Source organism: Ochrobactrum sp. 19YEA23 (genome assembly GCF_029909865.1).
Taxonomy (GTDB): Bacteria; Pseudomonadota; Alphaproteobacteria; order Rhizobiales; family Rhizobiaceae; genus Brucella; species Brucella gambitense.
The window spans coordinates 47,540-67,874 of record NZ_JASAMQ010000002.1 but is presented as its reverse complement, the minus strand read 5'-3'; the positions used below and the strand labels follow the sequence as shown (position 1 = coordinate 67,874).

Here is a 20,335-nt window from a genome sequence, read left to right as displayed (position 1 = left end):
CAGCGCCGCTCGCGATCAAGAGCGAACAAAAGTTAGCGGAAGCGTATTCCCCATACGATGTGTGAGGCGGACAGATATTTTCCCGAACGCGCGCAGTTTGGAACTTTGCGACACTCGCAGAATTTTCGAAATCTATAAATATTATAGACATTATCAATTAAGGTTGTTCCAATGAAATCTTATTCTCACTGCTCAGCACTGGGACGTGTTGCATCGAGCCTTGCCATTATCGTTTCGCTTGGGGGAGAGGCGCTGGCAGGTGAGCCGCAATATGGCGGTACGCTGCGCATTGCTTCCCAGCAGGCAGATCTCGATGCCTTTGATCCGCTGACGGGTTACAGCACCGATTCCTGGGAGATCCTGCGGGCAGTCACCCGCCAGCTGGTCACCTATCCTGGCGCATTCACCGATATCAAGGACGATACCAAGCTGGTGCCTGACCTTGCCAAGTCCTGGGACGTGTCGGATGAAGGCAAGACCTACACCTTTCATCTGAAAGACGATGTGTTCTTTTCCGGCCCCATCGATCGCAAGATTGTAGCAGGCGATTTCGTATATAATATCAAGCGCTTCTGCGACCCGAACAAGCAGGTCGCAGCCATCAACTACTTCAATCTGGCGATATCAGGCTTCAAGGCCTATTGCGAGGAGTTTGCCAAGGTTCCACCAGGTGATCTTGCCGCAACCAAGGCATTCATCGATTCCCACGAAATCTCTGGCGTCAGCGCCCCTGATGACAAGACACTCGTGATCAGGTCGGATTCAAAAAACTACGACTTCCTCAACATTCTCTCGATGAACTTCGTGTCGCCGCTGCCGCCGAAAGTCGCGTCGAAATATTTCCCTGACTCTGCGGAGTTCCGCAAGAACTTCCCCTCCAGCGGTCCTTATTACGTGGATAGCTATCAGGATGGCCAGAAGCTGGTGCTGAAAAAGGCCAAGGGCTTCAAGGCCGAAAGCGACGAAGCCCGCAAAGCCTATGTCGATGAGATCATCGTTGATTTTACCGCCAACAGCGAAGACAGCATCGTCCAGAAGATCGAAGCGGGTGAGGCGGATCTGTCGCTTTATCTCGACACACCGCCAAGAACCGCAATCAGACGTTTCCAGACCCAGAAGGCGGAACAGCTGCATTCGTCCAACAGTGGTGCGGCCAACTTCATCACCTTCAACGCTCGCCCGGAAGCCCAGAGCGACGGCGCCAACGCGCTGAGAAAGCTGGAAGTGCGCCAGGCTCTGACCTATGCCGTCAACCGCGCCCATCTGGTGCAGGTACAGGGTGGCCCGATTGCCGCCGTGCCGCTGTCGCAGATCATCACCTCGACCATTCTCGGTCACGAGGCGTTTGATCCGTACCCGACCGAAGGCAACAAGGGTGACGCGGCGAAGGCCAAGGAGTTGCTGGCAAAGGCCGGTTACCCCAATGGCGTGAAGTTTGATGCCATCTACCGCACCACCGCCCAGTTTGAGGCAATTGCCGTTGCGGTGAAGGAAGATGTCGCTGCCGCCGGTATCGAGCTTAACCTGATCCCGGTTCCGCCAACCCAGTGGTATGCCTTCATTCAAGACGCCAAGAGCAGATGGGATATTTCGCTTGGTGGACAGTTCGCGCCAGACTGGCAGGGTCCAAGCACCCGCATGCTTCTGGGAGGCTGGCTCAACTCGGATGCTGCACCTTGCGGTACCGGCAATGTCAACTCGATTTGCTACAGCAATGCCGAGCTGAACAAGCTGGCCGCTGAGGCATTCCCTTCGGATGACCCCGGTCCGATCTGGGCCAAGGCTGACAAGATCGTCTCTGCCGACATTCCGTGGATCCCGCTGTTTGAAAAGCGCAAGATCGCCATCACCTCAGACCGCATTACCCACTGGGCATGGTCTTCGCTGGCTGTTCAGGCGGATATCACTAACATCGCAGTGAAGAAATAAGTCCGATGAGCGTCTTCTCCGTACACGATTTGCAGGTTCGTTTTGGCACCGTCGAGGCTGTCAGAGGCGTATCATTTGATGTCGAAGCGGGAAAGACGCTGGCCATCGTCGGCGAGTCCGGATCGGGCAAGAGCACCAGCCTGCTGGGGGCGGCTGGTCTCCTGCCAGCCTCGGCAAAGGTGCGCGGCAGTGTTCTCTACCGTGGGCGGGAGATACTAGGTGCGTCACCGGCGGTGTTGCGAAAGATAAGGGGGGCCGAGATCGGCTTTATCTTTCAAGATCCGCTGAGCAACCTTCATCCGCTCAAGACGATTGGCGACCAGATCGGTGAGGCGATATCGGCTCATCGATCCATCGGCAAAAAGGAGAAGCGCGAGCGTGTACTTGCGCTTCTCCACGACGTTGAAATATCGAACCCGGAAAAGCGGCTGGATGATTATCCGCGCCATCTCTCGGGCGGCATGCGCCAGCGCGTGATGATTGCCATTGCCATTGCGCTGAACCCCGGCCTGATCATCGCCGATGAGCCGACCACGGCGCTCGATGTGACTGTTCAGGCCTCGATCCTTGATCTGCTGCGACGTTTGCAGGAGAGGCACGGTACCGCACTGGTCTTCGTCAGCCATGATCTGGCTGTCGTGTCCGATATCGCCGATGATGTGGTGGTGATGCGGGACGGTCTTGTGGTCGAACGTGCCGCCGCCGATGCCATCTATGCCACGCCAAAACATTCCTATACACGCGAATTGCTGAGTGCAGCACGGCTGGATGGCCCAAGAACTTATACACAGCCACCTGCGGTCAGCGCAAGCCAGTCGCTGCTTGATGTGGACGGTCTCAGCCGTTCCTTTGTTGCAGGCCAGCCGGTCCTGGAGGACGTAACGTTTTCTATCGCCAAGGGCGAAATTCTCGGGCTGGTTGGTGAATCCGGTTCTGGAAAATCAACCATTGGCCGGCTGATTGCCGGTCTTGATCGGCCGGATGATGGCTCCATTGCACTCTCCGGCACCAATTATGCACGGGCCGGCCGCCCTACCACGCTGACCGCCGCCGCACGCCGCGACATTCAGGTGGTGTTTCAGGACCCTTACGCCAGCCTCAATCCGCGTCGATCCGTTGAATCCATTCTTGGCGACAGTTTCGTCATCGCCGGTGAACGAGACCGCACGCGCCTGCGCCAGCAGGTTCACCAATTGCTGGCAGAGGTGGAACTACCGGAGGCCATCGCCAGCCGTTTCCCGTCGCAACTCTCGGGTGGTCAGCGGCAACGTGTTGCCATTGCACGGGCAATTGCTTCACGGCCATCGCTCGTTGTCGCGGATGAGCCGGTGTCGGCGCTCGATATCACCACTCAGGCCAAGATCGTCGAATTGCTGCGCCGTCTGCGAGATCGCATGGGAATTTCTTTCCTGTTCATTTCCCATGATCTCGCTGTGGTCGGTGAATTATGCGATCGCATCATCGTGCTGGAGAAGGGGCATATCGTTGAGGCTGGCCCAACCGGGCGCATCTTCGAACGTGCCGAACACACCTACACAAAACGTTTGCTGGCCTCGATGCCCGGCAGCAAACGGCAACCCGTCAATACAGTTGTGAAGGCCGTGTCCTATGTCGGTTGAGATCATTGAGGACGCACCGCGCCGTCACTGGTTGCCGGAATTTGTCGGCGTCTTGTGGCGTGAGCGAAGCGTGCGGGTTGGCGCCATCATCGTTTTTGCAGTGCTGGTCGCAGCGGTCTTGGCGCCACTGGCTGCCTATCTGACCGGGCATGGCCCGACGGACCTGTTTCCGGATGTGGCGCTGGATGAAATGGGCCTGCCGGTTGGCCCATCCTGGGCCTTTCCGCTGGGCGCTGATGGAAATGGCCGCGATGTGTTCGTGCGCACACTGTACGGCGCGCAGATTTCACTGCTGGTCGGTATTCCCGCGACCACGGCTGCGATGATCATCGGCACGTTGATTGGCATGATCAGCGGTTTTCTGGCGGGCCGGGTCGATCGGATCGTCAGTCAGGCAATCGATGTTGCCATGTCGTTTCCCTTCGTCGTCACTGCACTCAGCCTGTTGTCATTGAACAGGGGCGAGCAGGGCATGCCGTTGATTTCGCCTGTCGTTGTGGTCATTTTGGTGATTACGCTGTTTTCGTGGACCTACTTTGCCCGCCTGACGCGCGGCATGGTGCGGGAACTGCGCTCAAGTCCGATGATCGAGGCATCGCTGGTGGCGGGCGCTTCAAAATCCCGCATCATCTGTCTCGATATCCTGCCCAATATCCTGCCGACCCTGCTGGTATATTGGGCGGTGCAACTTCCGGCCAACATAGTGGCGGAGGCCACCTTGTCCTTCCTCGGTGTGGGCATTCAGGCACCGGTACCAAGCTGGGGCAACATGATTGCCGAAGCCCAGCGCACCTCGCTTTATCAGGACCAGCCCTGGTTTTTGGCCGGACCAGCTCTTGCGCTTTTTCTCACCGTGGTCGGCTTCAACACCCTGAGTTCCGGTTTGCGAACCGTGCTCGATCCGCATCAGAGGCGTTTGTAATCCATGACCAGAAACTTCATTTCAACCGTGTTTCGGTCCGCGTCGACACTCGTCATCGTACTGATCCTGTCTTTCTTCATCACTCGCATTGCCTATCGTAATCCTGCGGCCATGCTGGCGCCACGCAACGCCACGCAGGAAACCATTGACGGTGTGGCGCGGGCCTTGCGCCTCAACGAGCCATGGTACGATCAGCTGTGGTATTACCTGTTTCGTGGTCCTGACATTCAAGGCGCGCCGATGGGCTTGATGCACTGGCCACCGGCGCTTGGATTTTCGTTTCGCAAGCAGGCGCCAGTCACCGATCTCATTCTGGCAAAGGCCCCGGTGACCATTTCGCTGGCACTTGGCGCACTGGTCATCTGGATGGCGATCTCCATCATTTCTGGCGTTGTTGCCGCCCGGTGGCATGGCCGTTTCATTGATCATGTATTGGCGCTTTTTGCCTATGTCGGCCTGTCGATCCCGACATTCCTCAGCGGCATTCTGATTTCCTATTTTTTCTTTTATCAACTGACCAACCATGGTTACAGCTGGTTTCCGAGCAGCGGTTATGTGCCCCTGACGGAGAGCCCGCTGGAATGGGCGCGCCATCTGGCATTGCCCTGGGCAACGCTGGCCATTGCTGAAATCGGCATTTTCCAGCGCATCGTCAGGGCAGGCATGCTCGATGTTCTGGGCCAGGATTATATCCGCACCGCCCGCGCCAAGGGGCTCAGCGAAAGCCGCATCTACCTGTCGCACGCCTTAAAGGCGGCCCTCAATCCCATCATCTCGCTGGGTGGGCTTGAGCTTGCCGTGATCATGGGCGGCGCAATCGTCACGGAAACGATCTTCGGTCTCGATGGTATTGGCCGGATGGCGATTACCGCCGCACTGGACGGCGATTTTCCGCTGGTCATCGGCACGACTATCTTTGCCGCATCCGTTTTTGTGGTTTGCACCCTGATCGTTGATTTGGTCGCGCAATGGCGTGACCCGAAGTGATCCGACGTGACCCGGCCAATCCTGTCCGATGCGCTGATGCCGGCGCTTAACCCCTCAAACCCGACAATCCTGCAGATGGCCTTCAAGGCTCGTCGCCAACACAACAGACATTCGCGCCCGCATCTTTTGCTGATGCTGTGCCACTATGAAGGATAATGACATGACCGCAGTAGATGCAACGATTTCACGCAGCTATTTGCGCCCCGCAACGGCACGAGAAGAGGCACTCGTCGAGCGCTTCCAGCCGGTCTTTGACCGTATTGCCGAAGGCAGTATTGAGCGTGAGCGCAACCGCACCTTTCCCTTTGAACAGGTGCAGTGGCTGAAGGATGCCGATTTTGCTCTGGTGCGTGTGCCGGTGGAGTTTGGCGGTTTTGGTGCCTCGCTTGAGCAGGTGTTTTACCTGCTTTCCCTGCTGGCAGAGGCCGACGCCAATGTCGCCCATATCTGGCGCAACCATCTGGCCTTTGTTGAGGACCGCCTCAATGCCCGGCCATCCGCCGCCAATGAACGTTGGCTGCAGCGCTTCCGCGACCGCGAATTTGTTGGTGGCGGCTGGACGGAAGCCAATAACGGCACCTATGCCACCATCAAGACCACAGTCACTAAAACCGATGACCACTACCGGGTATCCGGCGCCAAGTTTTATGCCACCGGCAGCCTTTATGCCGACTGGCTGGATGTTATCGGCAAGGACGCCGACGGCACGCTGATCACCACACTCGTCAACCGCCACCAGCCCGGCGTTGAGCTGACCGATGACTGGCCGGGTTTTGGCCAACGCACCACGGCCAGCGGCAGCGCTGTTTATACGGATGTTGTGGCGCATGAGGGCGATGTTTTTCCAGCCAGCGAACGTGTTGTCTATCAGGGGCATTTCTACCAGACGGCGCTGCTGGCGGTTCTGACCGGCATCACCCGGGCCGTGCTGCGTGATGGTATCAAGGCGCTCAAATCCCGTGGCCGCAATTATCCGCAAGGGCTTGATCCGGTGCCGGCACTGGATGCGCAACTGTTGCAGGTGATAGGTGAGGTTTCGGTGCGTGCCTTTACGACCGAAGCGGCACTTCGCCGTGCAGCAGCTTCGCTTGACCTTATTGCTGCCGCCCACGCTGCTGGTGATGTGGAACTGCGCGACAAGCGCGCGACAGCCGGTGAGGTGGCTGTTGCGCAGGCGCAGATCGCCATTGTCGACAACACGCTCTATGCCGCAACCCATGTGTTCAACGCGCTTGGCGCCTCGGCCACATCAGAGGAAACCGCGCTCGATCGCCACTGGCGCAATGCCCGAACGCTGGCCTCGCACAATCCGGTTGCCTACAAGGCCCGCATCCTTGGTGACTATCTGGTCAACGACAAATCGCCGGTGTCGAGCCTCGCGCGGCTTGGTCGCGGCGGGCAGGGCAACTAAGGAGCGACACCATGACCAGACCTTATCTCGCCCTTGCATTGGCCGGTCCACATCTGGTGGAACTGACCGGCAGCCGTGAACTGCTGGCACGCTGGGATGCCTTGCCGGTTGCCTTTACGGTGCTTGGCATCGACCGCATCGATGGTAGCGAACCGGCAGCCGTGACGCTTGCCAGCAGTGCCGCCGGTGCCACGCTGGCCGGTGCGACCGAAAACGGCCGCTTCCTGATTGCCGCTGCACCACAACGTGACCACCCCTATAATCTGGCACGCCGTGTTGCGTCGCTTGCCCATCTCTCCGGCGGCCGCAGTGGCCTGCTTGTCGGTATTCGTGATGCCTATGCACCGGAAGGGCCAAAGGATGCTCCGGCATGGGGCGGGGCGGGGCTTGGCGGCGGGGCGCAGCTTAATGCCAAGACGGCCTATGACACGGCCGTTGCCGTAAGAGCGCTGGAGCAAAGCTGGCCGCATGACACGATCATCGGTGACCGTGAAAGCGGTATTCTCGTGCAGTCGGACCGTATCGTGCATGTCGATATTGCCAACAGCTTTTCCATTGCCGGACCGCTCAATGCACCGGAACCACAGACCGGTGCCTCGGTCATTGCCTGGTACGGCCACACAAAGGCGGATGCGCCACCGGCGGGAGACAATAACCCGATTGAGCTGGTGTTGGGTGGCGCGGGTGCTGTGCCCGTAGTCTCCTTGGAGGAGACACCACCCACCCAAGGTGTGACCGGTGTCGTGCTGAAGGCAGGCAACGAGCAGTCGGTGCGCGCGTTGCTGGATGCGGCAGAGCGCCTGTTGGCGGATGGTTTTGAACCAACGCCGCTTGGCGGCTCCCTGCGAGATGCCATCAAGCTCGTCCTACCGCAGCCGCTGCCATCCACGGTGCGTGCTGCTTTCCCGGCGCCAAAACCTCAAGTCGCGCTGTAGACGGTATTGGAGACATTTCAGATGACAAACAAACGATCTGGCCACGCCCTGCTCGGCATCAACGTGCTGGTTCTCGGCTATCTTCCAGCCGCTTGGAAAACACCCTTGCTGGAAAAGGATGCCTTTATTGATCCGGCCTATTGGGAAAACATCGGCAAGACGGCCGAACGTGGCACGCTGGATGCGCTGTTTCTGGCCGATGGTCCGCTGCTCGGTGACCCGGCCTATGATGCCAATCCGATACGGCTGGAACCTTCGGTCAATTGGGGGCACGTGGCGGCCGCAACCTCGCATGTTGGTCTGGTCGCAACGGCCTCTTCAACCTTCAACGATCCGTTTGAACTGGCCGAGCGCTTTTTATCCTGGGACCACCAGACCGGTGGACGTGCGGCATGGAATGTCGTGACCACACGTGGTGTGCCGGCGGCGCGCAATTTTGGCATTCCCGACATTCCGGCCCGTGATGACCGCTATGAACGGGCCAGCGAATTTGTGGATGTCGTGCGGGCGCTGTGGGCTTCGGCGGTTGACGGGCGCGACATTAATCATCAGGCCGAGTTTTTTAACATTTCCGGTCGCCTACGTGTGCCGCCATCAAAACAGGGCCAGCCAGTCATCTTTCAGGCCGGTGGCTCACCGCAGGGCCGCACACTGGCAGGCCGAATTGCCGAAGGGGTATTTGCAGCAGAACTGACCAAGGCTCAGGCAATCGAACATTACCGGCTGGTCAAGGGATTTGCCCGCGACAATGGCCGCTCGCCGGATGATGTAAAAATCCTGCCGGGTCTGCTGCTGAGCCTTGGCAGCACGGAAGAGGAGGCACGTCGCCGCAGCGATGAAATCCATGATGCCGGTCCAGCATCCTATTCCATCGGTTGGCTGTCACAGGCCATCGGTTACGATGCATCGAAACTGGAACTGGACGAACCGTTTCCCGATGAGGTTCTGGGTCCTATCAAGGACACCAAGACCTTCCTTGGCAGCATCGGATTTCGCGAATCCATCATCACGCAGATCCGCAGGACCAACCCGACGGTGCGCGAATATCTGCGCCAGACCCGTTACACCGGTTCGGGCCACGCCGGTTTCGTCGGTACGCCGGAGCAGCTAGCAGACCATATCGAGGACTGGTTCCACGCTGGCGCCATCGATGGTTTCAACCTGCAGCCTGATCGGCTGATCGATGGCCTGCCGGTGATTGCCGATGAGCTGGTACCGATCCTGCGAAAGCGCGGTCTCTATCGCCATGAATATGAGACCGAAACGCTGCGCGGCCACCTTAAAGCTGCTTCGCCAACGCCTTTCGTCTGAGTAGTTGTGAGCAATATTGGGCTTGGCGTAGGAGGTTACGGAGTTTGGGAACGGCGGTAAAACCGCCAATTCCAACGAATGTCGGTATCGGTAGTTGCGGCCCCCGCAACCAGAATAGAACCAAAAACCTCGAGCTTCTTTACCACACGGCCGTCAGCTGCGGCGGTGGTGTTCGGCTTTGCAATCGGGGCAGTGCTTGGCATTGCCTTTGCTGCGGCGTTGGCTTCCTCACGCCTTGCCGACAGGCTGGTAATGCCGACCTTCAACGGGCTGAAACAGATATCACTGCTTGCATGGATTCCGCTTATCTCGGTCTGGTTCGGCTTTGGTGAGCAGGCGAAGATCGTTTTCGTGGCGCTTGCCGCCTTCATTCCAATCGTTCTCAACACTTATGACGGCATGCGTGCAGCCCCTGCCGATCTGCTCGAGGTCGGGCACGCGCTGAAATTCAACCGTCGCCAGCGGATTCAGCGTATTTACCTGCCATCCGCAATGCCATCCATCGCAACGGGCGTGCATCTGGGTCTGATCTATTCCTGGCTTGCGACGGTTGGGGCAGAATATTTCCTTGCCGTCGGGCCGGGCATCGGCGGACGCGAACGGTTCGATATGGCGATGGTGATGGTCGGTGTAATTATTCTCGGTCTTGTAGGATTTTCGCTCAATCGTCTGGCCTATACGCTGGAAGCATACCTGCTGCGGTGGCAGCCGAAACGCTCTGCATAACCGGCATCGATAAGGTCAGCGCAGCAGCGGCAGCAATTGATCGCCCTGCCTTTTGATCTCTGAAAGATAGGGCGTATCGGACAAAACGAAGTGGGAAATCCCGAGATCCTGATATTTTTTCAGCGAACGGGCAACCTCTTCGGCAGTGCCGACGAGCCATGTGGTGCCAGCCCCGGCGGCTCCAGCCTTCCCCGGAGCGGTATAGAGATTGTCATCCAGAACATCGCCGCGTTCATGCAGGGCGAACAGTCGTTGCTGACCTACGGCAACCATGCGGCGATGATCGTGCCAGCGGTCTACTGTGACCGTGGTCATAGCCGCGACCTTGGCTTGAGCATCCGCCCAGGCCTGTTCCGCGGTGCCGCGGATTAGCGTCGTGATACGCAACCCGAATTCAAGCGGCGGAAGGTTGCGGTCTAGTTTTGAACTCAGGCTTTTGAGCCGGTCGATCCGCGCTGCGATATCCTCGATCGGCTCGCCCCAGAACAGTTGCACATCGGCTTCGGTTGCTGCGACCTGTTCGGCAGCATGCGATGCGCCGCCAAAATAGAGTTTAGGGTGACGGCGTCCACCACGTTCCACGATGCTGGGGGCGACCGTCGAATTTGTGACATGAAAATGCTCACCGGCCCACGTCACATTTTCTTCTGTCCATAGACGGCGGATGAGATTCATGAATTCCCTGGTGCGGGCGTATCGCTGTGGCTGATCACCTTCGCTGTCGCCATAGGCGGCGAGATCATCCTGGCCCGAGACGATATTGATCCGTATGCGGCCATTGCTGAGATGATCAAGAGTCGCTGCGGCGGCGGCAAAATGAGCCGGGCGCCAATAGCCCGGACGTATCGCGATCAGTGGCTCGAATGTGCGGGTACGGGCAGCAAGAGTTGCGGCGACGGTGAATGTGTCCGGCCTTCCCCATCCAGTACCGATCAGCGCACCCTTCCAGCCATGATCTTCAACGGCAGTTGCCTGCGAAAGCAGGGCATCCAGACTGTTGTGATCTGGTTTCGCAATGTCACCTCGATGACCGGGCTTGGTATCATTGGGAATGTACCATAGAAATTCAGATGCCATGCTTATCACGTGCTCAATCGATTTCTGTTTAAAAATATCCGCGACTATGTCGCCTGCGAATGAACAAAACCCGGATTCTTGCTCTATGCAAAGTTATAAATTCTATAGAAGCAGCTACGCGTAAAACATCTTTGCGGAAATATCTCATTCTTGTTCGAGGAAGGGCGAATGAAAAGCGACGGTTACGTTAGCTTTTGTTCAAGTTCGAACAGGAATGTGGGCGATATGCTTTCCTTTTATTGAGGTTTCACGTGGTTTTCCCTGGAATATTGGATCGAGAAGCTACCTCGCCAACGCCCACTGAATGGCATTCAGAATAAAAGGGTTGTTCCGCTTATCAGGCAGACAAACGTCTTAGAAACCGTCGCGACGGGTGTCCTGCCTCATGATCCAGCACAATACGGATGACACGTCCGCGGCTTCAGGTGAAAACTTGTTCGTTGCCTTGCTCATATCGGCTCCGCTTTCATAGAAGTAGGTTTCTCAAGCAAATCTAGTGCGGTTCACCTGAACTGAGGATCGGAGGCAAAGTTGTGTTGAGAGTTTAAGATGCACCATTAATGGTGATCACAAAAGTTCCGTTTGCACTGAACACAGGTTCCTGACTAAGGAAGGAGTGTTCAAAAATTGGACGGTTAGAGGCTGAAGCGGTGGGAGATAGCGGCAAATGTTAGGTTCTGTGAAAAAAGCGGTCACCATCATCGAGGCCTTTGCGGATGGGCAGCGTGAATGGTCCGTCACCGAACTGAGCCGCGAACTGAATTTGCCACAGCCCTCCCTGCATCACTTCCTTTCCACGTTCCGCAATGTCGGATGGGTCGTGCAGGACCCGGCCAGCAAGCGTTATCGCCTCGGTATCAAATTGTGGGAAATCGGTTGTGCTGCCGTCAATTTTCGGGAGAACGCGGAAAGCGCACGTCCCTTCCTGCATGGGCTTATGGAAGCGTGCGGCGAAACGGTCCATCTGGGCATGATTTCGCAAGAAGACCCAGCAAACGTTGTCTATATCGACCGGGTTGATAGTGCAGAGCCTGTGCGGATCGTGACAGCCCTGGGAAGTCGGGCGCCGTCGCATTCATCAGCGATGGGCAAGGCCATTCTTGCGCATAATGAACGCTTTGAAAATGCGGTCGTGGCAAAGCCTCTCGTAGCAGTTACAAGCCACACGATCACCGATCCGGTCTTACTGAAACAGGATTTCGCCGAAACGCGGCAGCGCGGGTATTCAATCGGCAAGGGCGAGTTTATCGGTGAAATGATCGGTATTGCTGTGCCCGTGCGCGACCGGTTCGGCGAGGTGACGCTCGGTATCGGTCTATGGGCGCCGGCGCAGCAAATGACCACTCAATATATAGATCGGATTGCGCCGATCATGCTGGAAACCGCCCGAAAGGTTTCGCAGCAGCTCGGTTATCTCTCAGCGCACATTTGAGAAAATCGGTCTAATTCCAGATTGAGAATTGAAAATCCATTCGTTGAATGCGGGCGGTTTGCCATTATTCTTTATATGAAACTAGATTTCATATTATGAAATATGATGGAAGATCGAAGTGAGCGTCGAATTAATAGGCTATGTTCCGCATACTAGGGCCACGGAAACTTCCGGCCTGTGGTGGTCGTCGGATTTTGATGTCGATTACATTGAAGAAACGGCTTTGGCCCACGAGGAAGCGGGTTTCGACAGCGTTCTGGTCGGGATGCATTCCTGGTCGCCCGATCCGTGGATGATCGCTTCGCATATTTTGCGCATTACGAGAAAGCTCAAGGTTCTGGTTGCGCATCGGCCTGGTACTGTGCAGCCGACCCTTGCAGCAAGGCAGGCAATCACGCTCGACCGGCTTGCCGGCGGCGGGCGCCTGGGTCTGCATATCATCACCGGCGCGCCGGGTGGCGAATTGCAGCGCGATGGCGACACGCTGGCGGATGATCTGCGCTATGAACGCACGGCTGAATATATCGACGTCCTGCGCAAGGTGTGGACCGCCGATCAGCCATTCGATCATGCAGGCCCATATTATAGCGTCAAGCAGGGTTTCAGCTCGGTACGGCCTTTGGCGCAGCCTGCGATCAGTTTTGCGGGGTCTTCCGCAGGGGCTTTAGCGGCAGGACCGGGCCGCACAGATTATTACATGGTCTGGGGTGAGCCTCTGGCTGCATCCAAGGCAACCTTCGATGAACTGCACGGCCTTGCCAATGAGCGCGGTCGACCCCTGACGATCAGTGTTTCGCTTCGCGCAATCATTGGTGAGAGCGAGGACAAGGCCTGGAAAAAAGCCGAAGACATCTACAATCGCGCAGCCTCAGAGCTTGCGACGGTCGGCACGGCTGAAGGCAATTTAAAGCAAATGGAGCAGAAAGCCGATTCCGTCGGGGCCATCAAACTCGACGCTATAGCGCGTCAGGGCGATGTGCAGGATGAACGTCTTTGGCTTGGCTTCACACGCCTCGTAGGGCGGGGTGGTTCTACCGCCACACTGGTTGGAACGCTCGATCAGGTGACGGATTCATATTTGCAATATTACCAGCTGGGTGCCAGCGCCTTCTATCTGCGCGGGTGGGAGATTGCCGCAGATGCACGGAAATACGGACGGCAGCTGATCCCAGCGCTGCGGAAAAAAATCGCGAAATATGAGCTGCGGAAAAACGCTGTACATCAGGCCGCCGAATAACCACCCCCCAAATTGTTCGAGATCATGTCAAACAGCCATCAACAGACACCGCGCCGTTCCGGTCTTATTCTCGGCCTGAGCGTCACCTCCAACGGTTCTCACACGTCCGGCTGGCGCTATCCCGGTGCGCCTGCAGATTCTTCGCTTGATATCGATTTCTGGCAGGACCTTGCGCGCCGCGCGGAAGCCGCCAAAATCCACTTCATCTTTTTTGCTGACGGTGCCGCAGTGCGGCAAGGCGCGGACGATCCGGAGGCGCTACGCTATATCGGCAAGGTCGACCAGTTCGAGCCTTTGACCCTGATCTCGGCGTTATCGATCGCAACCAGGAATATCGGCTTTATCGCGACCGCCTCGACTACCTATAACGAGCCATACACGGTTGCGCGCAAATATGCCTCTATTGACTATATCAGCAAGGGGCGCGTGGGCTGGAATGTCGTCACCTCCTGGAGTGAGGCTGAAGCCCAGAATTTCAATCTCGATCGCTCTCTTGAACATGGTCTGCGCTATCGCCGCGCCAGCGAGTTTGTCGATGTTGTGTTCAAGCTCTGGAACAGTTGGGAAGACGATGCCTTCTCGCGCAACCAGACTTCAGGGCAATATCTCGATCCGGCTAAGCTGCATATCCCCAATCACAAGGGAGAGTTCTTTTCCGTCAAGGGCCCGCTCAACGTCGCCCGTCCCATTCAGGGCTTTCCGGTTATCGCACAGGCGGGGTCGTCGGAACCAGGCCAGCAACTGGCCGCGCGCACAGCCGATCTCGTCTACACCGCACAGCAGAATTTCGAGAATGCCCGTGTCTTTTATGAAGGTCTGAAAGCGCGTCTTCCAGCTGATGGGCGAGGCCGGAATTCGCTGAAAATCCTGCCGGGTGTCCTGCCCATCATTGGGCGTACGCGGGAAGAGGCAGAGGAGCGCCACCAGAAGCTGCGGTCGCTCATTCATCCAGCCGTTGTTTATGCGATGCTGGAACCGAAATTCGGCGATATGTCTGCCTATCCGCTGGATGGCCCCATTCCGGATCTGCCGGAAACCAATGGGATCAAATCAATCAAAGCACAGCTCGATGCGGCGCGCGCGAAGGGGCTGACGATCCGCGAATTATACGAAACATCGGGTGCAGGCGGCCATCGCCAGATCGTGGGCACTGCGCAAGAAATTGCCGATCTCATCGAGGAATGGTTTGTCGGCGAGGCCTGCGACGGATTCAACATCATGCCACCTTATTTCATCGAGGGTTTGCAGGATATTTTTGATCTTCTGATCCCTGAATTGCAGAGGCGTGGCCTGTTCCATAGCGATTATGAGGGGCACACCTTGCGCGAAAACCTCGGTCTGGAGCGCCCCGCTCATCCCGCCGCACAACTAGCTGCCAATGCTGCCGCTGAATAATCACGAGAGACAGATCATGACATCATTCAATCGCAGTGCTTTTATTCTAACCGGTATTGTCGCGCTCGGCACAAGCCTTGCAGGCACACCGTCCAGAGCCGAGGAAGCGCTCGTCGTGGTCGGGCAGGGCGGCTCCTATCAGGAGGCGCAGCGCAAGGCGTTCTTTGAACCCTTTACCAAGGAAACCGGCATCCGGATTATCGAGCAGTCTCCCTCCGATCCAGCCAAGTTTCAGGCCATGGTTGAGAGCGGAAATGTCGAGTGGGACGTGGTCGATGTCGACCAGGAATTTGTCTATCGCGGCTCAAAGCTCAATCTTTTCGAGAAAATCGATTATGCGACCGCTGGCATCAAGGCTGGTGATTTTGATGCGGGACTGATCAGCGATTATTCGGTGCCGAGCATCGTCTGGTCAACGACGCTCAATTATAATTCCGAGCGTATTGATGCAGAAAAATCAGCCAAGTCTTGGGCCGAATTCTGGGATGTCGAGAAATTCCCCGGCGATCGCACCTTGAACAAGCGCCCAATCAACACACTGGAAATTGCTCTTCTGGCCGACGGCGTAGAGGCGGATAAGCTCTATCCTTTGGATGTGGATCGCGCTTTCAAAAGTCTCGACAAGATCAAGCCGCATGTTCAGGTCTGGTGGGAAACCGCAGGCAAAGCGGAGCAATTGCTAGTCGATGGCGAAGTTGCCTATTCGGCAGCTGGCAATGCCCGCGTGCAGAAGGCAAAACGTGACGGTGCGCCTGTGGATGTGAACTGGGGACAGGCCCTTCAAACATCTCAGTCGTGGGTTATCCCGCGTGGTTCGCAGCACAAGGACGCTGCGGTGAAATTCATCGCTTTCGTATCCCAGCCAGAACGGCAGGCAGACCTTGCAAAGCTCATTGATTATGGTCCGAGTAACAAGCGCGCATTCGAATTTATCGATGATGATGCGCAATTGCCGACTTCGCCGCGGTTGCAGGAACAGGCTGTGAAAACCGATCCAAAATGGTGGTCCGAGAATTACGAAAAAGTCAGTGAACGTTTCAATCAATGGCTGCTTAAGTAAATCTCTGAAGGGAGGGCCTCGCCCTCCCGTCCTCTTCCTATAAAATATGGACGACAGTCGTGCCTCCCTTAAACGACGACAATATCATTCAGATCAGACGGCTGAATAAAAATTACGGTTCAACGCCTATTCTGCGCGATGTCGATCTTGACGTTCGGCAAGGTGAATTCCTAACCCTGCTTGGGCCAAGCGGGTCGGGCAAAACCACGCTTCTCAATATCATTGCCGGTATCCTCCAAAGCGATTCCGGTTCTATCCTGCTGCGTGGTCGTGATATTTCGCATCTGCCGCCCGAAAAGCGCGACATTGCGGTCGTTTTCCAGAACTACGCGTTGTTCCCGCATATGACGGTTGCGCAGAATGTTGCTTTTCCGCTTAAAATGCGGGGCATCGGCCGCGATGAGTGCCGCAAACGCGTGGAAGATGCACTTTCTATTGTCAAGCTTGAGACATTTGCTGGCCGTTATCCCTCGGAGCTGTCTGGCGGGCAACAACAGCGTGTGGCTCTGGCGCGTGCTCAGGTCTTTGGTCCAGCCATCATGTTGATGGACGAGCCGTTAAGTGCACTTGATAAACGGTTGCGTGAGCATATGAAGACCGAACTCAAGCTCATTCAGCAAAGGCTGGGCCTGACGGTCATCTATGTCACTCATGATCAGGGTGAAGCGCTGGCTTTGTCCGATCGTATTGCCGTGATGGAAGAGGGGCGTATCGCGCAATTATCCTCACCGCAGGAGATTTACGAGCGCCCGGCTAACCGTTTTGTGGCCGAATTCATTGGCGAAGCCAATCTGATGCCGATGGAACTGTTCAAGCCGGGACAAGCGGGAACCATGCTTGTTCGTCCTGAATATATCCATGCCGGCGATCCGGTCTCGCGCTCGGATTACAGGCTGGATGCGCAGGTGCAGACTGTCATCTATGAGGGCACGCATTACATCGTATCCCTACAGGCACAGGAACGGCCAATCACCGTCCGGCTCGAAAAGGGTAAACTACCCGTTTCTTTGGAACCGGGCCAATGGCTGCAACTCGGATGGAATGCCAATAACGCGCATGAGTTAGCGCAATGAGCAATTTTTCAGCCGCCTATCCGTCGAAAATAGCCGGAGAAAATGGCCATACGCTGCTTGCGCGCTTTCAGATGCGCAAAGCAGCCTTTTCAGCCTATCTTCTCTGTGCTCCCGCTCTCGTCGTACTGCTGTTCATCTATCTTGGCCCGATTGTGCAGACGCTGATGCGCAGTTTTGCGACCCAAGGCGCATGGTATGAAAACTATGCCCGGCTGTTCTCGACCGATATTTACTGGCAGTCCTTTGTCATAACGTTTCGCATATCGGCCATCGTCACGCTGGTCTGTCTTGTGCTTGGCTATCCGGTCGCCATATGGCTCACACGGTTGACCGTGAGGCGGCGCGCGATTGCCTTCGCTTTCATCCTGATACCCTTCTGGACCAGTGCGCTCGTCAGAACCTATGCCTGGACTGTCATCCTGCAAAAGCGCGGTCTCATCAATGCCACGCTTAAAACTCTCGGCCTGATCGATACCCCGCTAACGTTGTCCTATACGACGCTTGGAACGATTATCGGCAATGTGCACATCCTGCTGCCTGCCATGATACTGACGCTATATGCAGTTCTTTCTAGGATAGATGTTTCGCTGATCAATGCTGCGCGTTCGCTAGGTGCACGGCCCGTTTCGGCGTTCCTGCGCGTTTATCTGCCCTTGTCGCTTCCGGCGATCATCGCGGGAAGCACACTGACTTTTGTGGCCTCTCTTGGCTCCTATATCATCCCTGCTCTACTTGGGGGACGCGAAGACCTTTTCGTAGCCCAACTGATTGACCAGCAGGTCAGCAAATTGCTCAATGTCCGCTTTGCTTCGGCCATAGCCATGGTTCTGCTGGTGTTGTGCCTCATATTATGCGTGGCTTATGCCCGTTTTATGGAGCAGGGCGAACGGCGGAGCGGAACAAATGGCACTCTTGTTGTCAAATCTTCGGGATGGGGTCTTCCATCCTATGCGGCACTGGTGCTCCTGTTTCTGGTTCTGCCTACCTTTGTGCTAATCCCGCTTTCGTTCAGTTCGGCGCGTTATCTGACATTTCCACCGCCCGGTTATTCCTTGCAATGGTATCAGTCTTATCTTGGCAATCCTGCATGGATGGAGGCTACATTTCGCAGTCTGCGCATTGCGCTGGCCGCAGCCATCGGCGCGGCCATTTTGGGAACCCTTGCCGCACTCGGCATGAGCCGTATGAGCAAGCTGTCACGATATATCTTTACAGGATTGATGCTTTCGCCGCTGCTGATCCCCAATATCATCTTCGCGCTTGGGCTTTACCAGCTTTATTCAGCTTTGGGCCTGATCGGTACGGAGACGGGACTGGCGATGGCGCATACGGTTTTGGGCCTGCCCTATGTCATTATCACGGTCAGTGCGGCTTTGTCGGCCCGCGACCATCATCTGGCGGTGGCAGCACGCAGTCTGGGTGCCGGCCCGGCAGATGTCTTTCGCTTCATCCAGTTTCCACTGCTTCGCAATGCCATTCTTGCCGGCGGGTTTCTCGCCTTTATAGCGTCCTTTGACGAAGTGCTGATTGCGATCTTCATTTCTGGTGCGCGCACGTCAACATTGCCGAAAATGATGTGGGATGGCGTGACGACTGAAGTCAATCCGACCATATCGGCGGTATCGGTCATAGTGATCTCGATTTCGTTGCTGGCAATGCTGCTTATGAATTTGCTGCAACCGCGAAAAGAGAGGTCATCCAAATAGGTTTGACGCCATTTCCCCTATTCATGCGAACAAGGTTTTACTTAACCTGGAAACTAAGGTTCTCATTTCTTTAAATGCTAATGGCGCAGGACAATATTGGAATGACTTCAGGAAGGAATCCAAAATGACGGCTTTAAAACTTGTTGGTTTGGCAGGCAGCTTCAACCGGCCCTCAAAGACATTGTCCCTCGTGCAGCATATCGCAGAACGTGCGAGCGCCGAGTACGGCTTTGAAGCCACGAGCTATGATTTGCACGATGTTGGGCCATCACTTGGCCGGGCTCTGTGGCGCAACGACCTTGACGAACAAGCCGAAGGCATCATCAATCAGATTGTTGCAGCCGATGTTCTCGTCGTCGGTTCTCCTACCTTCAAGGGATCCTATCCCGGACTTTTCAAACATCTTATCGATCTCATCGATCCGCAGGACTTACACGGCAAGCCGGTTGTCATCGCAGCGATCGGTGGCGGCGACAAGCATGCTTTGATCGTCGAGCACCAGTTGCGGCCATTGTTCGGGTTTTTCTCCGCGCATACGTTGCCGAACGCTATTTATGCATCCGAGCGTGAATTTACGGATTATCGCGTGTCTTCCGAGCCGCTTTTCCGCAGGATCGAGGATGCAGTTTCGGAACTTGGCGCTTTTTTCCCGAAGGTAAAGGCTTCGCTTGTCGCTGCCGAGTGACGCCCGTTTGCTTCGCGGCGGCGTGATTGAAATGGAAACAGATATCGGGGTGTGGAATGCCACTCCTGCCCGCGGGGCTTCGTATTGTGATGATCAACTGCATTGCAGTCCAGCCATCACCCGTCTTAGGTATGAGCCAATCGGCCTTGCAACGCCCCAATGGAACGCCGCACCGATCTTTGAAATTGATGTCGAGCGATTGTCATTGGCGAACTGGTTCGTGGGGAGCAAATCAGAATAAGCAGTTCAACGTTGTCAATGCGGTGAGGCGGGTGGCAGACCTAGCGATTCTTGACTGGCAATCATGCGAGATGCGTTCCATTCGATATCGAAGGGTAGCGAGGTAAGCGACGAAATTATCCTGTCGTCAATCAGTTCCCGTCAGATATGAAGGAGAAGAGATGCTTGCTGTTATGCCGGGCACTACATCATCAACCGCCCTTGGAGGGATAGAGCGTCTCCGTACCCATCTGTAAGTCAGCTTTTCAGCAGCCAAAAGATCGCGATAACGGTCTCGTTTGGAATTGCTGAATATCAAGGCCATGACCGAAAGTTGCTTCTTTTGGCGGCCGACAAGGCGCTTTATTCTGCAAAGAATGCCGGTCGAAGTCGTATTTTTGTCAGCATTGGATCTCAGCTAATAGCAGATGTCGCAGTGTTGCATATGCACACCGTAAATTACGCGCTGCGTCATCCGTTTTGCTAGAATCCGGCTGATCGCTCCTCCTCAATCTATATAAAAAGAGCGCGTAAGATGCGCTGGGCGAGGCGTGTCTGCGAAAATGTGCTCGAAGATTGCCAATCCCCTCTTTGATTTGGGCACAATCTAC

At 56.1% G+C, this 20,335-nt stretch carries 18 protein-coding genes; 17 read left to right on the top strand and 1 reads right to left on the bottom strand.

What is annotated here, in order from left to right; translation table 11 throughout:
* The first annotated feature begins 171 nt into the window (after positions 1-171).
* From QBD01_RS06910 to QBD01_RS06875, 8 genes are all read left to right on the top strand, one after another.
* Positions 172-1,929 (top strand): ABC transporter substrate-binding protein, encoded by a 1,758-nt coding sequence (locus QBD01_RS06910; protein ID WP_280992176.1) that lies wholly within the window; start codon positions 172-174, stop codon positions 1,927-1,929.
* Between the two features lie 5 nt (positions 1,930-1,934).
* Entirely contained in the window at positions 1,935-3,548 is a 1,614-nt protein-coding gene (locus tag QBD01_RS06905) for an ABC transporter ATP-binding protein (protein ID WP_280992175.1), read from the top strand.
* The gene (locus QBD01_RS06900; RefSeq protein ID WP_280992174.1) at positions 3,538-4,470 is read left to right on the top strand and encodes an ABC transporter permease; all 933 of its coding nucleotides are present in this window, start codon (positions 3,538-3,540) and stop codon (positions 4,468-4,470) included. Before QBD01_RS06905 ends, QBD01_RS06900 begins: the two co-directional genes overlap by 11 nt.
* A gap of 3 nt (positions 4,471-4,473) precedes the next feature.
* Positions 4,474-5,457, top strand: a complete 984-nt coding sequence (locus QBD01_RS06895; protein ID WP_280992173.1) for an ABC transporter permease — start codon at positions 4,474-4,476, stop codon at positions 5,455-5,457.
* A gap of 160 nt (positions 5,458-5,617) precedes the next feature.
* A complete protein-coding gene (locus QBD01_RS06890) occupies positions 5,618-6,868 on the top strand; it encodes an acyl-CoA dehydrogenase family protein (RefSeq protein ID WP_280992172.1) in 1,251 nt (416 codons plus the stop codon).
* 11 nt (positions 6,869-6,879) lie between these two features.
* On the top strand, positions 6,880-7,803 hold the full coding sequence (locus QBD01_RS06885; RefSeq protein ID WP_280992171.1) for an LLM class flavin-dependent oxidoreductase: 924 nt from the start codon (positions 6,880-6,882) through the stop codon (positions 7,801-7,803).
* A 21-nt stretch (positions 7,804-7,824) separates the two neighbouring features.
* Complete coding sequence (locus tag QBD01_RS06880; protein ID WP_280992170.1) at positions 7,825-9,114, top strand: NtaA/DmoA family FMN-dependent monooxygenase; 1,290 nt, start codon at positions 7,825-7,827, stop codon at positions 9,112-9,114.
* A gap of 78 nt (positions 9,115-9,192) precedes the next feature.
* Positions 9,193-9,840: an ABC transporter permease gene (locus QBD01_RS06875; protein WP_280992169.1), complete on the top strand. Its 648-nt coding sequence runs from the start codon at positions 9,193-9,195 to the stop codon at positions 9,838-9,840.
* 15 nt (positions 9,841-9,855) lie between these two features.
* Here the strand turns inward: QBD01_RS06875 and QBD01_RS06870 are convergent, their stop codons facing one another.
* Positions 9,856-10,923 (bottom strand): LLM class flavin-dependent oxidoreductase, encoded by a 1,068-nt coding sequence (locus QBD01_RS06870; protein ID WP_280992503.1) that lies wholly within the window; start codon positions 10,921-10,923, stop codon positions 9,856-9,858.
* Between the two features lie 661 nt (positions 10,924-11,584).
* Here QBD01_RS06870 and QBD01_RS06865 point away from each other — a divergent pair.
* From QBD01_RS06865 to QBD01_RS25420, 9 genes are all read left to right on the top strand, one after another.
* Complete coding sequence (locus tag QBD01_RS06865) at positions 11,585-12,349, top strand: IclR family transcriptional regulator (RefSeq protein WP_280992168.1); 765 nt, start codon at positions 11,585-11,587, stop codon at positions 12,347-12,349.
* A 118-nt stretch (positions 12,350-12,467) separates the two neighbouring features.
* Complete coding sequence (locus QBD01_RS06860) at positions 12,468-13,586, top strand: LLM class flavin-dependent oxidoreductase (RefSeq protein WP_280992167.1); 1,119 nt, start codon at positions 12,468-12,470, stop codon at positions 13,584-13,586.
* A 24-nt stretch (positions 13,587-13,610) separates the two neighbouring features.
* Positions 13,611-14,981, top strand: a complete 1,371-nt coding sequence (locus tag QBD01_RS06855; RefSeq protein ID WP_280992166.1) for an LLM class flavin-dependent oxidoreductase — start codon at positions 13,611-13,613, stop codon at positions 14,979-14,981.
* 16 nt (positions 14,982-14,997) lie between these two features.
* Positions 14,998-16,041 (top strand): ABC transporter substrate-binding protein, encoded by a 1,044-nt coding sequence (locus tag QBD01_RS06850; RefSeq protein ID WP_280992165.1) that lies wholly within the window; start codon positions 14,998-15,000, stop codon positions 16,039-16,041.
* Positions 16,042-16,100: 59 nt separating this feature from the next.
* Positions 16,101-17,114, top strand: a complete 1,014-nt coding sequence (locus QBD01_RS06845) for an ABC transporter ATP-binding protein (RefSeq protein ID WP_280992164.1) — start codon at positions 16,101-16,103, stop codon at positions 17,112-17,114.
* The gene (locus QBD01_RS06840) at positions 17,111-18,820 is read left to right on the top strand and encodes an ABC transporter permease subunit (protein WP_280992163.1); all 1,710 of its coding nucleotides are present in this window, start codon (positions 17,111-17,113) and stop codon (positions 18,818-18,820) included. Before QBD01_RS06845 ends, QBD01_RS06840 begins: the two co-directional genes overlap by 4 nt.
* 124 nt (positions 18,821-18,944) lie before the next feature.
* Positions 18,945-19,505 (top strand): FMN reductase, encoded by a 561-nt coding sequence (msuE, locus tag QBD01_RS06835; protein WP_280992162.1) that lies wholly within the window; start codon positions 18,945-18,947, stop codon positions 19,503-19,505.
* The gene (locus QBD01_RS06830) at positions 19,489-19,746 is read left to right on the top strand and encodes a hypothetical protein (protein WP_280992161.1); all 258 of its coding nucleotides are present in this window, start codon (positions 19,489-19,491) and stop codon (positions 19,744-19,746) included. Before msuE ends, QBD01_RS06830 begins: the two co-directional genes overlap by 17 nt.
* 186 nt (positions 19,747-19,932) lie before the next feature.
* A complete protein-coding gene (locus tag QBD01_RS25420; RefSeq protein WP_392391347.1) occupies positions 19,933-20,211 on the top strand; it encodes a diguanylate cyclase domain-containing protein in 279 nt (92 codons plus the stop codon).
* Positions 20,212-20,335 lie beyond the last annotated feature (124 nt).

What these genes read in the sequence shown, in the direction of transcription:
- QBD01_RS06910 (WP_280992176.1), top strand. Translation starts at nt 172, where the DNA reads ATGAAATCTTATTCTCACTGCTCAGCACTGGGACGTGTTGCATCGAGC.
- QBD01_RS06905 (WP_280992175.1), top strand. Translation starts at nt 1,935, where the DNA reads ATGAGCGTCTTCTCCGTACACGATTTGCAGGTTCGTTTTGGCACCGTC.
- QBD01_RS06900 (WP_280992174.1), top strand. Translation starts at nt 3,538, where the DNA reads ATGTCGGTTGAGATCATTGAGGACGCACCGCGCCGTCACTGGTTGCCG.
- QBD01_RS06895 (WP_280992173.1), top strand. Translation starts at nt 4,474, where the DNA reads ATGACCAGAAACTTCATTTCAACCGTGTTTCGGTCCGCGTCGACACTC.
- QBD01_RS06890 (WP_280992172.1), top strand. Translation starts at nt 5,618, where the DNA reads ATGACCGCAGTAGATGCAACGATTTCACGCAGCTATTTGCGCCCCGCA.
- QBD01_RS06885 (WP_280992171.1), top strand. Translation starts at nt 6,880, where the DNA reads ATGACCAGACCTTATCTCGCCCTTGCATTGGCCGGTCCACATCTGGTG.
- QBD01_RS06880 (WP_280992170.1), top strand. Translation starts at nt 7,825, where the DNA reads ATGACAAACAAACGATCTGGCCACGCCCTGCTCGGCATCAACGTGCTG.
- QBD01_RS06875 (WP_280992169.1), top strand. Translation starts at nt 9,193, where the DNA reads ATGTCGGTATCGGTAGTTGCGGCCCCCGCAACCAGAATAGAACCAAAA.
- QBD01_RS06865 (WP_280992168.1), top strand. Translation starts at nt 11,585, where the DNA reads ATGTTAGGTTCTGTGAAAAAAGCGGTCACCATCATCGAGGCCTTTGCG.
- QBD01_RS06855 (WP_280992166.1), top strand. Translation starts at nt 13,611, where the DNA reads ATGTCAAACAGCCATCAACAGACACCGCGCCGTTCCGGTCTTATTCTC.
- QBD01_RS06850 (WP_280992165.1), top strand. Translation starts at nt 14,998, where the DNA reads ATGACATCATTCAATCGCAGTGCTTTTATTCTAACCGGTATTGTCGCG.
- QBD01_RS06840 (WP_280992163.1), top strand. Translation starts at nt 17,111, where the DNA reads ATGAGCAATTTTTCAGCCGCCTATCCGTCGAAAATAGCCGGAGAAAAT.
- msuE (WP_280992162.1), top strand. Translation starts at nt 18,945, where the DNA reads ATGACGGCTTTAAAACTTGTTGGTTTGGCAGGCAGCTTCAACCGGCCC.